This window comes from Agrobacterium sp. D14, assembly GCF_001526505.1.
GTDB classification, from domain to species: domain Bacteria; phylum Pseudomonadota; class Alphaproteobacteria; order Rhizobiales; family Rhizobiaceae; genus Agrobacterium; species Agrobacterium leguminum.
Genome location: NZ_ASXX01000068.1, coordinates 219,526 through 234,748, shown reverse-complemented (window position 1 = coordinate 234,748; position 15,223 = coordinate 219,526). Strand labels below are relative to the sequence as shown.

The 15,223-nt window shown below is 61.3% G+C and carries 13 protein-coding genes and 1 pseudogene; all 14 read left to right on the top strand.

What is annotated here, in order from left to right:
• The first annotated feature begins 56 nt into the window (after positions 1–56).
• Positions 57–839, top strand: coding sequence for a carbon-nitrogen hydrolase family protein (locus L901_RS25505; RefSeq protein WP_059761162.1), 783 nt, complete (start codon positions 57–59; stop codon positions 837–839).
• 15 nt (positions 840–854) lie between these two features.
• Entirely contained in the window at positions 855–1,520 is a 666-nt protein-coding gene (locus L901_RS25500; protein ID WP_003521976.1) for an RraA family protein, read from the top strand.
• A gap of 62 nt (positions 1,521–1,582) precedes the next feature.
• Entirely contained in the window at positions 1,583–2,623 is a 1,041-nt protein-coding gene (locus L901_RS25495; RefSeq protein WP_035261025.1) for an ABC transporter substrate-binding protein, read from the top strand.
• 276 nt (positions 2,624–2,899) lie between these two features.
• Complete coding sequence (locus tag L901_RS25490) at positions 2,900–3,973, top strand: ABC transporter ATP-binding protein (RefSeq protein ID WP_059761160.1); 1,074 nt, start codon at positions 2,900–2,902, stop codon at positions 3,971–3,973.
• Positions 3,970–4,848 carry an ABC transporter permease gene (locus tag L901_RS25485; RefSeq protein WP_003521979.1) on the top strand — a complete coding sequence of 293 codons (879 nt, stop codon included), beginning with the start codon at positions 3,970–3,972 and terminating at the stop codon, positions 4,846–4,848. Before L901_RS25490 ends, L901_RS25485 begins: the two co-directional genes overlap by 4 nt.
• Before the next feature lie 12 nt (positions 4,849–4,860).
• Positions 4,861–5,654: pseudogene (locus L901_RS25480) on the top strand (ABC transporter permease).
• Positions 5,655–5,798: 144 nt separating this feature from the next.
• Positions 5,799–7,196: an NAD(P)/FAD-dependent oxidoreductase gene (locus L901_RS25475; protein ID WP_059761277.1), complete on the top strand. Its 1,398-nt coding sequence runs from the start codon at positions 5,799–5,801 to the stop codon at positions 7,194–7,196.
• Positions 7,193–8,440 (top strand): NAD(P)/FAD-dependent oxidoreductase, encoded by a 1,248-nt coding sequence (locus L901_RS25470; RefSeq protein ID WP_059761159.1) that lies wholly within the window; start codon positions 7,193–7,195, stop codon positions 8,438–8,440. The genes L901_RS25475 and L901_RS25470 overlap by 4 nt, the downstream gene beginning before the upstream one ends.
• Positions 8,440–9,885, top strand: a complete 1,446-nt coding sequence (locus tag L901_RS25465; RefSeq protein WP_059761157.1) for an FGGY family carbohydrate kinase — start codon at positions 8,440–8,442, stop codon at positions 9,883–9,885. The genes L901_RS25470 and L901_RS25465 overlap by 1 nt, the downstream gene beginning before the upstream one ends.
• A gap of 142 nt (positions 9,886–10,027) precedes the next feature.
• Positions 10,028–10,843: a DUF2189 domain-containing protein gene (locus L901_RS25460; protein WP_059761155.1), complete on the top strand. Its 816-nt coding sequence runs from the start codon at positions 10,028–10,030 to the stop codon at positions 10,841–10,843.
• A gap of 291 nt (positions 10,844–11,134) precedes the next feature.
• On the top strand, positions 11,135–11,950 hold the full coding sequence (locus L901_RS25455; protein WP_059761154.1) for a cytochrome c oxidase subunit II: 816 nt from the start codon (positions 11,135–11,137) through the stop codon (positions 11,948–11,950).
• Positions 11,951–12,004: 54 nt separating this feature from the next.
• Positions 12,005–13,783 (top strand): cytochrome c oxidase subunit I, encoded by a 1,779-nt coding sequence (locus tag L901_RS25450; protein ID WP_059761152.1) that lies wholly within the window; start codon positions 12,005–12,007, stop codon positions 13,781–13,783.
• The gene (locus tag L901_RS25445) at positions 13,780–14,484 is read left to right on the top strand and encodes a cytochrome c oxidase subunit 3 (protein ID WP_059761150.1); all 705 of its coding nucleotides are present in this window, start codon (positions 13,780–13,782) and stop codon (positions 14,482–14,484) included. The genes L901_RS25450 and L901_RS25445 overlap by 4 nt, the downstream gene beginning before the upstream one ends.
• A 12-nt stretch (positions 14,485–14,496) precedes the next feature.
• On the top strand, positions 14,497–15,222 hold the full coding sequence (locus tag L901_RS25440) for a heme-copper oxidase subunit III family protein (RefSeq protein WP_003521989.1): 726 nt from the start codon (positions 14,497–14,499) through the stop codon (positions 15,220–15,222).
• Position 15,223 lies beyond the last annotated feature (1 nt).

Below are 15,223 nucleotides of genomic sequence, written 5' to 3'. Positions count from 1 at the left end.
TCTTAATTCTCCTCGCAACATGAGAGGAGAGCAACGTGAAAGTCTCACTTGTTCAAATGAATACCCAGAACGACAAGGCAGAAAACCTCAAGGTTGCTGCCGATTTAATTGAGAAGGCAGTCAAGGCGGATAGTCCTGATCTTGTTGTTCTTCCGGAATACTTCGCATTTCTTGGAGATAATCCTCAGGAAATGCATGAGAGCGGGGAAGAATTCCCCGGCGGCGAGATTTACTCGCTGCTTTCGGATCTGGCCAGAAAGCACGCGATCACGCTGCATGCCGGTTCCATCGTCGAGAAGGAAGGCAATCGCTTCTACAATTCGACGCTCGTTTTCGGACCTGACGGCAAACAGATCGCCCGTTACCGCAAAATTCACCTGTTCGACGTCGATACGCCGAACGGCATCAGCTACCGTGAATCCGATTCCGTTGCCCGCGGCGAAGAGGTCGTGACCTACAAGGTTGGCGACAGGACGGTCGGTTGCGGCATCTGCTACGACATCCGCTTCCCGGAACTGTTCCGCGCCCTGCGGGACAAGGGTGCAGATGTCATCGTTCTGCCGGCCGCTTTCACGCTGATGACAGGCAAGGACCATTGGGAAGTGCTGGCCCGCGCCCGCGCCGTCGAAACCCAGACCTATTTCCTCGCCGTCGGCCAGATCGGCACCCATGCGGGCGGCAAGAAGGCTTGCTGGGGTCATTCCATGGTCATCGATCCGTGGGGTCACATCGTCGCGCAATGCTCCGACACCGTCGGAACTGCCGGCGCCGCTCTCGACTTCGACTATTCGGCCAAGGTGCGCGCCAACGTGCCGGTGGCGAACCACCACGTTCTCTGATCGGAGAAAGACCCAATGTTTATCGTCAACCCCATGCCGGAACAGATCGGTGCCGACATCATCGAGCTTCTTGAAAAGGTCGAAGTCGCAACGATCGGCCATGTGCTTCATTCCGGTTTCGTCGATCCTGAAATCCGGGCCGTTCTTCCGGGCAAGCGCGTGGCGGGCACCGCCGTCACGCTGCGCATCCCGAATGCGGATTCGACCATGCTTCACTACCTGACGCAACTCGTGCGTCCGGGCGATATCGTTCTCATCGACCGTTGCGGTGATACCCGCCACGCTTGCTGGGGCGGTGTCATCACCAACACCATGAAGATGGCGGGTGTGAAAGCCGGTGTCGTCGATGGCCCGGCGACCGATTTCTCGGAGTTCACCAAGGTCGACATGCCCATGTGGTGCCGCGGCCCGTCGCCGATCACCACCAAGATCCTTGGTCTGGAAGGCGCGATCAACGTTCCGATCAGCGTCGGTGGCCAGATGATCAATCCGGGCGATGCGATCCTGTGCGATGAAAGCGGCGTTGTCGCCCTTCATCCGAGCCAGGCCCGTGCCATGGCGGAACGCGCCATCGGCATGCAGGAAGCCGAGATCGTGCTTCTGGAACGCCTGCGCAACGGCGAGAAGCTGCCGGATATTTCCGGCGCCAACAAATTCGTCCAGGCCAAGCTGAGCGCCTGACACAATCTTTCGGGTGGCGGATCCGTTCGCCACTCCCAATAACAATAGAGGAGAACAGGACAATGAAGAAATCGATACTTCTGAGTGGGATTCTCATGCTTGGCGCGGCCGCCCTGCCGGCGCACGCCCAGCAGACCGTGACGTTCCTCGGCTATAGCGGCCTTTTCCAGGAACGTTACACCAAGGCCGTCATCGAGCCTTTCATGGCCGCCAACCCGGATATCAAGGTAGACTATTTCCCGCAGCAGGGTTCCGCCGCCATGCTCGGCTCGCTGCGCGCCCAGAAAGCTGCTCCGCAATCCGATATCGCGCTGATGGACGTCTCCGTCGCCAAGACCGGCACGGATGAAGGTCTGTTCGACAAGGTCGATGAAAGCGTTACCAAGAACGTTGCCGACCTCTATCCGAACGCCCGCTTCGAAGGCGTCGCCGGTGTCGGCGTGACTTTCGACAACCTCGTTCTCATCTACAATACCGATGCAATCAAGACCGCACCGGACAGCTGGAATGCCCTGAAAGACAGCGCCTTAAAGGGCAAGATCGCCATGCTGAGCGCTCCTGACATCGTCGGTATCGGTACGACCATCATCATGGACCACATGAATGGCGGCACCGACTTCATCAAGAATATCGACGCCGGCATCAATGCCATGGCGGAAGTCGCGCCGAACGTCCAGACCTGGGAACCGAAGCCGGAAGTCTATCCAACTGTCGTCAACGGCCAGGTGTCGCTGGGCGTGGGCTGGAATGCCCGCAGCCAGGTCAATGCCGACGGTTCCAAGGGCAAGATGAAGGTCGTTCTTCCGAAGGAGGGCACGATCCTGCAGATCAACACGCTCAACCTCGTCAAGGGCGGCCCGTCGTCCGAGGCGGCCCGCAAGTTCATCGATTACGCGCTGAGCCCGGAAGCTCAGGCCGCCTTCACCGCCGCCATGTATTATGCGCCGACCAACGCCAAGGCCACGGTGGCTCCCGATGTCAGCGATCGCACGGTCGTCAAGGCGATGGACAAGGTTATCCCGGTTGACTGGATCGGCCTCTCGAAGGTTCGTGACCAGATCACGCAGGACTGGCGCCGCAAGGTCATCCCGCTCAGCCGCTAAGGCTTTCGCGTCTCTGTCGTGAAAAATGGCAAGACTTCCGCATCCCCTTCGGGCGGATGCGGAAACGGCATGGGCCCCGGCTCATTTCCTCCGTCGGTGTTGGGATCGATGGAGGGGTGGGTGGCCCGAAGGCCTGCATGGGGAAAGCGCCGCGCAGAGCGCAGGTAAATTTCCGCCGCGATTGCATAGATCAAGGGACAGGGCATGTCCGCGACCCGCCGGGATGGGACATGTTCTGGAGAAAGGCAAAAAGCCAGAATGGGAACTTCAGACATCATGCAGCCAGGATTCCTCTCGATTCGTTCATTGACCAAGCGCTACGAAACCATGGTCGCCGTGGATAATCTCAATCTCGAGATTCCCAAGGGCGAACTGGTTGCCTTCCTCGGTCCATCCGGCTGCGGCAAGTCGACATCGCTGCGCATGATTGCCGGCCTTGCTCCCGTGACGTCAGGTTCGATCCTGATCGACGGCAAGGATGTGACGCAGCTTGCGCCCTATAAGCGCGATATCGGCCTCGTTTTTCAGAGCTATGCGCTTTTCCCACATATGACGGTTCTCAAGAACGTCATGTTCGGTCTTGAAATGCGCAAAGTGCCGACTGCCGAAGCGGAACGGCGTGCGCGCGAAGCGATTGCCATGGTGCGTCTGGAAGGGCGCGAGGACCGCCGCCCCGCCCAGCTTTCCGGCGGCCAGCAGCAGCGCGTTGCACTGGCGCGTGCACTGGTCATCCAGCCCTCCATCCTTTTGTTCGATGAACCCCTTTCCAATCTCGACGCCAAGCTGCGCGACGAGATGCGCTCTGAAATCCGCCGCATCCAGAAACAGCTCGGCATCACCTCCATCTTCGTCACGCATGATCAGGTCGAGGCGCTCAGCATGTGCGACAAGGTCGCCGTGCTCAATGGCGGGCGTCTGGAACAGCTCGGCACGCCGCATGATCTTTACGAGCGCCCGGCGACGGCTTTCGTCGCCTCTTTCGTCGGCCGCACCAACAGGCTGGTCGGAAACGCCGTCGGCGATCACATCGCGGTCGGGGATGCGGTATTGCGTGCGCCCGGCTCGCACAGTGGCACCATCGACCTTATGGTACGGCCGCACCGCATGGCCATGACGGTTGCCGGCGACGCCGCACCCGATTTCGACGGAGCGCCGGTCAATCGCATCGCCGGTGAGGTTCGCGATGTCTATTATGCAGGCGATATCCTTCACTACGAGATCGCCGCGGGCGGACAGACATTGTCGGTGGAGCGCGCGACTTCCGGCGGGGAAACACCTGTGGCGGCGGGCAGCGCGGTCAGCCTCGTCTGGCGGGTGGAGGACACGCTGGTCTTCGGAGCAGGCCAATGACAGCGGCGGTCATGATCACGGCTCCCGGCAGCCGCACATCCTCCATGGTGTTTCTCGCAACGCTTCTTCTCGGGCCGATCATTGCGGTCAATGGCCTTGCCTTCGTGATGCCCGTCTTCAACCTGCTCCTGCTTTCTTTCCGTGAAAGCCTTGGCGGCGGCGGTCTCGGGGAAGCCCATACGCTCGACAACTGGTCGTCCACCTTGACTGACGGCTTCTATATCGAACTGATCGGCCAGAGCATCCTGACCAGCCTGCTGATCACGGTTCTCACACTCATCGCCTCCTATCCCATCGCGCTTTATCTTCACCGGGCGCAGGGCCGCTGGAAAACGCTGCTGCTGGTGCTGGTGATTTCGCCGTTGCTCACCTCGGCCGTGGTGCGCACTTATGGCTGGATCGCGATCCTTGCCGATGACGGCCTCATCAACAACATCCTCTTAGCGCTCGGTGCCGAAAGCGGCGTGCGGCTGCTGTTCAACAAGGTCGGCGTCGTCATCGGGCTAACCGAAATCCTGATGCCCTATATGATCCTGGCGCTGCTTGCCGGTTTCGGCAGGCTCGATCCGCGTGTCGAAGAGGCGGCGGAAACGCTCGGCGCGTCGCCGTGGAAGGTATTCTGGCGGATCATCGTGCCGCTCACCATGCCCGGCGTCGCCCTCGGTTGCCTGCTTTCCTTCGTTCTCGCCGTCAGTTCGTTCATCACCCCCAAGCTGCTTGGCGGCGGGCGCGTCTTCCTTCTGGCGACGGAAATCTACGATCAGGCCATCGTGACGCTCAACTGGCCGCTCGCAGCGACGCTGTCGATGATCATTCTCGTTATTTTCGGCGCTGCCCTGGTGCTCTATTCCCGGCTTCTGCGGGCCATTCTTTAAAGGAGATCGAAGATGGAAGAACGTCCCGCTCCGCTGGCGCTGAAAATCGTCGCCTTCATCATGTTCCTTTTCCTGCTGGCGCCCGTTGTTCTCGTCGTGCCGATCTCGTTTTCGGCCGACAGCTACATGACCTTTCCGCCCTCCGGCTGGAGCCTGCGCTGGTATGTCGATCTCATGCATAATTCCAAGATGATGGGAGCGCTCGGCACCAGCACCCTTCTCGCCATCATCGTCACCGCGCTCTCCATGCTGATCGCGCTGCCCGCCTCCTATGCCATCGTTCGCATGCGGGTGATCGGTGCGGATGCGCTTCTCGCCTTCTTCACCGCGCCGCTGCTGCTGCCGACCATCGTTCTCGGCCTCGCGATCCTGATCGTCTTCGCCGGTGCGGGCCTGCTCGGCACCTTCACCGGTCTGGTGATCGCCCATCTCATCATCGTGCTGCCCTATGCGCTGCGTGTTCTCACCACCTCGCTTGCCGGCCTGCCGCTGATCTTCGAGGAGGCCGCCTCCACGCTCGGGGCATCGCCGCTCACTATTTTCCGACGCGTGACCATGCCGATGATCGCGCCGGGCGTGGTGGCGACGCGGCACTTTCCTTTCTGGTGTCGTTCGATGAAGCGGTAATTTCGCTGTTCCTTACCGGCCCGCGCATCACCACGCTTCCCGTCGCCATGTATCAGCATGTGGAAACGCAGGCCGATCCGCTCGTTGCGGCCATTTCCGTTCTCTTGATCGTGCTCACCCTTGCCGTCGTCCTCATCGTCGACCGCACGGCGGGCCTGACCAAGACTTTCGTGAAATAAAGTCTCGGGGCCGCCCGCTGGTGCTGGCTGCCCCTACTGGCACAGGCGCGAATTTTACTCCCGTTTATGAACGCCGCTGCTGCATCGGCGCGATCCGTCGCGCCCGTTGATTTCGCTTTGAAAGACGAAGGCAAAGGGAAGCCCATGGCTGAAACCCCCTCCACGGAATTTGATGTCGCCGTCATCGGCGCCGGTGTGGTCGGTTGCGCGGTCGCCCGCCGTTTCGCGCTGGCCGGTGCGAAGGTGGTGGTCATCGAGAAAGGCCCCGATATCCTCTCCGGCGCCTCCAAGGCCAATAGCGCCATCCTCCATACCGGCTTCGATGCGCCGGAAGGCAGTCTGGAACTGGAACTGGTGAAGTCAGGCCGGGAGGAATATCTCTCCATTCATGGGCAGATGGGCCTCAGCCTCGTCGAAACAGGCGCGCTGGTCTGCGCCTGGAACCCGGACGAGGCGGAAAAACTGCAGGCGATCGCCGATCAGGGGCGGCGCAACGGCATCGCCGAGCTTGAGTTCCTTACGGCCGTGCAGGCCCGTGAAACCATGCCCGGCCTGTCCGACCGCCTTGTCGCCGCGCTCGACGTTCCGGGCGAACATATCATCGATCCTTGGTCCGCGCCGCTCGGCTATCTCACGCAGGCGGTGGCGCTCGGCGCGCAGCTGGTGCGCAACGCGGAAGTCCTGTCCGGTGCGTTCGACGGCGCGTGGCGGATCGAGACCACGGCAGGCACAATATTTGCCGCGAGCGTCGTCAACGCCGCCGGGCTGTTCGGCGATATCGTCGATGCGCGTCTGGGGCTTTCGCCCGACTTCGCCATCAAGCCCCGCAAGGGGCAGTTCGTGGTGCTGGACAAGGCTGCCCGCCGGCATGTGCCGCGTATCGTCCTGCCCGTTCCGACCGAAATCACTAAGGGCATCGTGGTTTGCCCCACCGCCTTCGGTAATGTTCTCGTCGGCCCGACGGCGGAAGAGCAGGAAGACCGGGAGCGCGCGACGGTCGAGACGGCGACGCTGGAAGCATTGCTGGAGCGCGGCGCGGAGATCGTTCCGGCGCTTGCTTCCGTTTCCGTGACCGCCGTTTATGCCGGTCTTCGGCCGGCGTCTGAAAAGAAGCATTACCGCATTTCCGCCCGGCCGGACCGACGCGCGATCACGCTCGGCGGCATTCGCTCCACCGGCCTCAGCGCCGCACTCGGTCTGGCGCAACATGCGCTGAGGCTTCACGAAGGTTTCGGCACGCATTTTGTCCCACCGCCCTCAGTTCCCGACGTGACGATGCCCAACCTGACGGAAACCTGCGAGCGGGACTGGCAGCGTGCCGATCACGGCGAAATCGTCTGTCATTGCGAACTCGTCACGCGCCGCGAGATCGAGGCGACCTTTTTAAGCCCGGTGCCGCCGGGCGATTTCGGCGGGCTGCGGCGGCGCACCCGCGCCGGCATGGGCCGCTGCCAAGGTTTTTATTGCAACGCCCGGCTGGCCGCGATGACGGGCGACCGCCTAGCGACCCCGCTTGCCCTTCGCGAGGGAGATAACCAATGAGTGCAGGGGAAGCTTTTCAGCAAAAGAGTGCGGATGTCATCGTGGTCGGCGGCGGCCCGGCGGGTGTGGCGGCGGCGCTGGAGCTGAAAGCGCGCGGCATCGCCCGCGTGATGATCCTTGACCGTGAGCCGGCCCTTGGCGGCGCGACCCGGCATTGCCTGCATTCGCCCTTCGGCATACGTGAATTCGGACGCGTTTATTTCGGTCCGGCCTATGCGCAACGCCTGCAGCGGCAGGCGCAGGATGCGGGTGTCGATATACGCACCGGTCGTTCCGTGGTGGAACTCGGGCAGGATGGCGCGCTGCTGGTGGCATCGGCGCGCGGCGTCGAGACGCTGAAGGCCCGGCGTATCGTGCTTGCCACCGGCGCGCGGGAAAAACCACGCTCCGCGCGACTTCTGCCCGGTGACCGGCCGGTGGGTGTGGTCACCACCGGCACGCTGCAATCCTATGTCGCCTTTCACGGCATCATGCCCTTTCGCCGGCCGCTTATCGTCGGTTCGGAACTGGTTTCCTTTTCCGCGCTTCTGACCTGCCTGACGCATCGCGCCCGGCCGGTGGCAATGATCGAGCCGGAACCGCATCCACTGGCGCGGTCGCCTTTTCAATGGTTTCCGCGATTGGCCGGGGTGCCCTTTCATTGTGGTGCGACACTCACGGATATTCGCGGACGCGGCCGGGTCGAGGAGGCCTATATCCGTCTGGCGGATGGTCGCATCACGACAGTTCAATGCGACGGTGTTCTGCTCACCGGGCGGTTCACGCCGGAGGCAGCGCTTCTCAATGCGTCCCCCGTGGATGTTGCGGCAGGCAGCGCCGGGCCGCTGATCGATCAGGACGGACGGATGCCCAATCCGATATTCTTCGCCGGCGGGAATGTCTTGCGAGCTGCGGAAACGGGCGGCTGGGCGTTTCGCGAAGGCCGTCGGGTTGGCGCGGCGGTGGCTGACGATCTCGCCCGGGAACCATGCGGCGCGCCGGGGGTGCCCGTCACCTTCGCCGATCCGCTCAAGCTGGCGGTTCCCGCCATGTTGCGGCCGGGTGGGCTCGACAGCCCCGCATTTCGCGACTTTCAGCTTCGCTTTACCAGACGCATTCAAGGCCGGCTTTCGCTTCATCTCGATGAAACGGAAGTGTGGAGCAAGACCGGCCGTTGGTGTCCTGAACGCCGTGTACTGGTGCCCATTCCCGGCGCTGCGTTTGAAGCGAGCCAGATTGCTTTTCACTTTCAGGAGACCAATTGATGCGCATTGCCGCAATCGATCAGGGAACGACATCGACCCGGTGCCTTGTGGTGAGCGATGGCGGCACGGCGGAGGTCGTGGCCAGCCGGCGTCACGCGCAATTTTATCCGGCCGCTAGCCATGTGGAACATGATCCGGAAGAACTGCTGGGCAACATCCGCGCGATGCTGGCTGCCGCCGGGCCGGTGGATGCCATCGCCATCGCCAATCAGGGCGAGAGTTGTCTGGCGTGGGATGCCGTGAGCGGCGAGGCGCTGTCGCCGGTCATCGTCTGGCAGGATGCCCGCACCGCCGAAGCGCTGGACGCCCTGCCGCCTTCGGCAACGGATCGTTCGAAAGAGATTTGCGGGCTGCCGCTCGATCCCTATTTTTCGGCCAGTAAACTGGCCTGGCTGGTCAGGCACAATCCAGCGGTGGCACAGGCACGCGCCGCAGGCCGTTTGCGGCTGGGCACCACCGATGCGTTTTTTCTGGACCGGCTGACGGGCTGTTTCCGCACCGACCTTGCAACGGCGTCGCGCACGGGTCTGCTCGATCTCTCAACCGGAGACTGGAGCCCGGAACTCTGCGCGCTTCACGGCGTGCCGCTGGATTGCCTGCCCAAAATCGGCCCTGTCGATGGCGGCTTCGGCGCGGTTGAGGGAACGCCCATCCGCGTTTCCATCGTCGATCAGCAGGCAGCGCTTTATGGGCATGGCTGCCGCAAGGCCGGCGATTGCAAGATAACCTTCGGAACCGGGGCCTTTCTGCTGGCCGTTGCCGGTAACGGGCGGCCTTTGACGGGAGAGCTTCTGCCGACCATTGGCTGGCAAATGCAGGGTGCGACTGCGGTTTTCGCCATCGAAGGCGGGATCTATGATGCCGGCGCGGCGCTTGAATGGGCGAAAAAGATCGGCCTCTATGCTGAAAATACCGAACTCGACGGTTTCGAGGGACCATCGGCCATTCGCCGCGGCCTTGTCTTCGTGCCCGCCCTTTCGGGCCTTGCCGCGCCCTATTGGGACAGGCAGGCCGTGCCGTTGTTCATCGGCATGGACCACGCGACCGAGCGGCGTGACATGGTGCGCGCCGTGCTGGAAGGTATTGCCCTGCTGACGGCGCGGTTGATCGAGGCGGCATCGGCCGTCGCTCCCATAGGCGCCACGATCTCCATCGATGGCGGCTTGTCGAACAGCCGCTATTTCGCTCGCTTTCTGGCCGCTGCCAGCGGCCGAACCATTTGCGTGCCCGCCATGCGCGAGCTGACGGCGCTTGGTCTGGCGGAACTGTGCGGCGTCGATGTTGCGGCCCTGCGAGGCGATGCCGAGATATTCGCCCCCGACGGATCGGTCGATGCCGAAGACCATGCCCGCTTCGCACGCGCCATAGACAGTGCACGGAGCTGGCAACGATCCAAAACCTGCACAAGTGCGGTTCTGTCGACCGTGCCGGCAACGGGTGTCTGATTTCTCCAATTTAAAGAACAGGCGACAAAGGCGACAAAATTTGATAAATTACAAAACAGCCGGTTGCGGTTTGGCGCGTCGATAGAAGTCACCGAGCGTTCCTGTACCGCCAGCCGGATCATGGCGCAGGAGGAGAAGTGCTATGACGGCATTCCATGTCATGGCCGGTGCGAGTGGTGAATTTGCCCGCCCGGAAGTCCGCAAGATTGGCATCCCGGATATTGTGGATGCGTTGAAGCTGGGACTTGAGGACTTTAAAGAAAAGCCGTCCCACTATGTTTTTCTCTGTCTTATGTATCCGATCGCCGGTGTTTTTCTGGTGATGTGGAGTTCCGGCGCCAATCTGCTGCCGGTTATTTATCCGCTGATGTCGGGTTTTGCACTGATTGGTCCGATCGCGGCCATCGGGCTTTATGAAATCAGTCGACGACGCGAGCAGGGATTGGATAGCTCCTGGCGGCATGCACTGGAGGTTCGTCACTCTCCGGCCCTGCCGTCGATCATTGCGGTCGCCGTCATGCTGTTCGTGCTTTTCGTCGTCTGGTTGATTGTTGCGCAGAGCATCTACACTGCGACTTTCGATGCGACCGGTCCGGTTTCGCTCTCCACCTTTCTGTCGGACGTATTGACGACCTCGCAAGGTCTCTCGCTCATCGTCTGGGGTAATCTGGCCGGTTTCGTTTTCGCGGTCGTCGTGCTGGCGACAACGGTGGTGGCGTTCCCGCTGCTGCTCGACCGGGATGTCGGCGCAGTCGCGGCGGTGGATGCGAGCATCCGCGCCACGCTTGCCAACCCGGTTCCGGTGGCGCTTTGGGGATTGATCGTCGCGGCCTTGCTCGTCGTCGGCACGATCCCGGTATTTATCGGCCTCGCGGTCGTCATGCCCATCCTCGGCCACTCGACCTGGCACCTCTATCGGAAACTGATCGTGTCCGATTATCCAAGCCGTACGCCCTGAATTCATAGAGGAAATCTATCCGTAGATCACCCTCCTTGCCGTTGCGGCCCCACTGAGGGGAGCCGCGGCGGTTGGGATGGCCATGGAGAGTGCGGGGATGCCATGTGGTATCGTTTTCTTCCGATCTGTCTGCTTTTCGCGATTGCCTTCCCGATTGAGGCCGTAGCACAGGAAGGGGACGCTGCCGCAGGCGCCACCGTAATTGCTCGCCCGATCAATTTATGAGATAATTCTAATATACTTCGCGATGGAGTTGTAAAAGTATTCGTGGCCGGGTCACGGGAGGAGACGATGGCTGTCGTTGTGATTCTCGTTCTGCTGGTGGTGGGATCGATCGTGTTCCACCTCTTGAGCCCGTGGTGGTGGACGCCGATAGCCTCGAACTGGAGCTATATCGACAATACGATCATCATCACTTTCTGGATCACCGGCTTCGTTTTCTCGGCCGTCGTGCTGTTCGTCGCCTATTGCGTGTTCCGCTTCAGGCACCGCGCCGGAAACCGGGCGGCATACCAGCCCGAAAACAAGCGCCTGGAATGGTGGCTGGCGGGCGGAACCGGCGTTGGGGTGGCTGCAATGCTTCTGCCGGGTCTCTTCGTATGGAACCAGTTCGTGACCGTCCCGGACGGTGCGAGCGAGGTGGAAGTCGTCGGTCAGCAATGGCAATGGAGTTTCCGCCTGCCGGGAGCGGACGGACGGCTCGGGCGGGCGGATACGCGCGCTATTGGACCCGGCAATCCGCTCGGCCTGAACAGGAACGATCCCGCCGGAATGGACGATGTCATCGTTGAAGGCGGCGAGTTGCATCTGCCCGCCGGCAGGCCGGTGAAAATGCTGCTGCGCGCGGTCGATGTCGTGCATGATTTCTACGTGCCGGAGTTCCGGGCCAAGATGGACATGATCCCCGGCTCGGTCACCTATTACTGGTTTACGCCGACCCGGACGGGAACCTTCGAGGTTCTCTGCGCGGAACTGTGCGGTGTGGGCCATCCGCAGATGCGCGGCACCGTCGTCGTCGATACCGAGGCCGATTATCAAGCCTGGCTGCAGCAGCAGCCGACTTTCTCGAAATTGCTGGCTTCAGCGGAAACGTCGGCGGCCAGATAAGCGCCGTGCATATCGGAAGGGAAGACCGCATCGGGGGAACAGGGAGGATGGAACATGGCCGAGATTGGATCCGACGCCGGGCAGGTCATTCAGCCCGCTGAAGTCGAGGACGTCGAGCTTTATCACCCGAAAAGCTGGTGGACGAAATATGTCTTCAGCCAGGATGCCAAGATCATTGCCATTCAATATTTCCTGACAGCCATCGCAATCGGCATGGTGGCGCTGGTGCTCTCCTGGCTGATGCGCCTGCAGCTCGCTTTTCCCGGCTATTTCTCCTTCATCGATGCGGAACATTATTATCAGTTCATCACCATGCATGGCATGATCATGGTGATCTACCTGCTCACCGCGCTGTTTCTCGGCGGTTTCGGCAACTACCTGATCCCGCTGATGCTCGGCGCGCGCGACATGGTGTTCCCCTATGCCAATATGCTGAGCTACTGGCTTTATCTCTCCGCCGTCCTTGTGCTGGTGGCCGGTTTCTTCGCACCCGGCGGGCCGACGGGCGCCGGCTGGACGCTCTATCCGCCGCAGGCGCTTCTTTCTGGAACGCCGGGCGGGCGCGACTGGGGCATCATCCTGATGCTGTCATCGCTGATCCTGTTCATCATCGGCTTTACTTTGGGCGGGCTGAATTACGTCGTCACCGTGTTGCAGGGACGCACGCGGGGCATGACGCTGATGCGCATGCCATTGACGATATGGGGCATATTCACGGCGACCGCCATGGCGCTGCTCGCTTTCCCGGCGCTCTTCGTCGCCGCCGTCATGATGTTGTTCGACCGGCTGCTCGGCACGAGCTTCTTCATGCCGGCCATCGTGGAGATGGGCGAACAATTGAAGCAGGAGGGCGGCAGTCCCATTTTGTTTCAGCACCTGTTCTGGTTCTTCGGCCATCCGGAAGTCTATATCGTCGCACTTCCCGCCTTCGGCATCGTCTCGGATCTGATCAGCACCCATGCGCGCAAGAATATCTTCGGTTACCGCATGATGGTCTGGGCGATCGTCATCATCGCGGCGCTGAGCTTCGTCGTCTGGGCGCATCATATGTATGTCAGCGGCATGAACCCGAATTTCGGGTTCTTTTTCGCAACCACGACGCTGATTATCGCCGTGCCGACGGCGATCAAGGTCTATAACTGGGTGCTGACGCTCTGGCGCGGCGATATCCATCTCACCCTGCCGATGCTGTTTGCGCTCGCCTTCATCGTCACATTCATCAATGGCGGATTGACCGGTCTCTTCCTCGGCAATGTCGTCGTCGATGTGCCGCTTTCGGATACGATGTTCGTGGTCGCCCATTTCCATATGGTGATGGGGGTCGCGCCGATCATGGTGATCTTCGGTGCGATTCACCACTGGTATCCGAAAGTCACAGGCCGGATGCTGAACGAGGCAATGGGGCACGTCCATTTCTGGATCACCTTTCTCGGCGCTTATGCCATCTTCTTCCCGATGCATTATCTCGGGCTGATGGGCGTGCCGCGCCGCTATTACGAGCTGGGCGAAACCGCTTTCATTCCAGATTCGGCGCACACGTTGAACATATTCATCACCGTAGCCGCGCTCATCGTCGGTGCGGCGCAATTGCTGTTCGTGTTCAATCTCGAGTGGAGCCTGCGCTGGGGCAAAAAGGCGGTCGGCAATCCGTGGCGGGCCACGACACTGGAATGGCAGACGCCGCAGACCCCGCCGGTTCATGGCAATTGGGGCAAGGAACTGCCGGTCGTTTATCGCTGGCCGTATGATTATAGCGTGCCCGGTGCGGCTGAGGACTTCCTGCCGCAAAACCAGCCGGCGGCGGCCGGGCCTTCCGAAAGGGCCCTGTCATGAGCGCCATCCTCGTCTTCATGGCCGGGATCGCCGGCATCATCGGCTGGTGGATGGCGCGGCAGCGGCTGGCCTCGAAGCCCTGGCTGGAAGTCGGTCTGGCAGGCGATGCGCCGGAGATGCAGGGATCGTCGGCGACGATTGCGAAAGTCGGACTTGGGATATTTCTGGCGGTTGTCGGCGCGTTGTTCACCTTGCTCATCAGCGCCTATCTCGGCCGCATGGGCGGCGCCGACTGGTGGGGTATCCCGATCCCCGGACTGTTATGGGTGAACACCGCGGCGCTTGCCGCCAGCAGTCTGGCGCTGCAATGGGCGAAAACCGAAACCCGTCCAGATCATCGCGACAGGCTGAACGCGGCTCTTGTGACAGCCTTTGCGACGGCTGTTTTCTTTGTCGCCGGTCAATTCCTGGCGTGGCGGCAACTCATCTCCGCAGGCTATATTCTGGCGGATAACCCATCGAACAGCTTCTTCTACATGATCACCGGCCTGCACGGCCTGCATATATTGGGCGGGCTTTTCGTGCTTGGTCGCACCGCAATCCGTGCCCGGAGCGAGCCCTTGTCGGCGAGGATGCGCCTGAGTGTGGAGCTGTGCGCCATCTACTGGCATTTCATGCTGGTCGTCTGGCTTATCCTTTTTGCGCTTTTCGCCGGCTGGGCGAACAGTTTCGTCGATCTCTGCCGTCAATTGGTCACCTGAGGAGTGTCGATCATGGCCGCATCCATGGAGGAAAGACCGGTAAGTGATCCGCATCTGCGGCCGGCGGGACTGCGCGGCGTCGCCGCCGATCTGTCATCGGACCAGCGGGCGTTCAAGAACGTCTCCTGGGGCAAGGCGATGATGTGGATATTCATCCTGAGCGATATCTTCATTTTCGGCTGTTTCCTGCTGGCCTATATGGCGGCGCGCATGTCGGCCACCGCGGCCTGGCCCAATCCGAGCGAGGTTTTCGCGCTCACGATTGCCGGCAGGCACATTCCGCTGATCCTGATCGCCATCATGACCTTTGTTCTCATCAGCAGCAGCGGCACGATGGCCATGGCCGTCAACTTCGCATATCGCCGCGACCGTCGCAAAACCGCCGCGCTGATGGTGGCGACGGCAGCGCTTGGCGCGACATTCGTGGGAATGCAGGCATTCGAATGGAGCAAGCTGATCGCAGAGGGCGTTCGTCCCTGGGAAAACCCGTGGGGTGCGGCGCAGTTCGGTTCGGCTTTCTTCATGATCACGGGCTTTCACGGCACCCATGTTTCCATCGGCGTCCTGTTTCTTCTCATCGTCGCGCGCAAGGTGTGGCGGGGAGATTTCGATGAGGAAAGGCGGGGGTTCTTCACCAGCCGCAAGGGGCAATACGAGATCGTCGAGATAACCGGGCTTTACTGGCATTTCGTGGACCTGGTGTGGGTCTTTATCTTCGCATTCTTCTATCTGTGGTGAG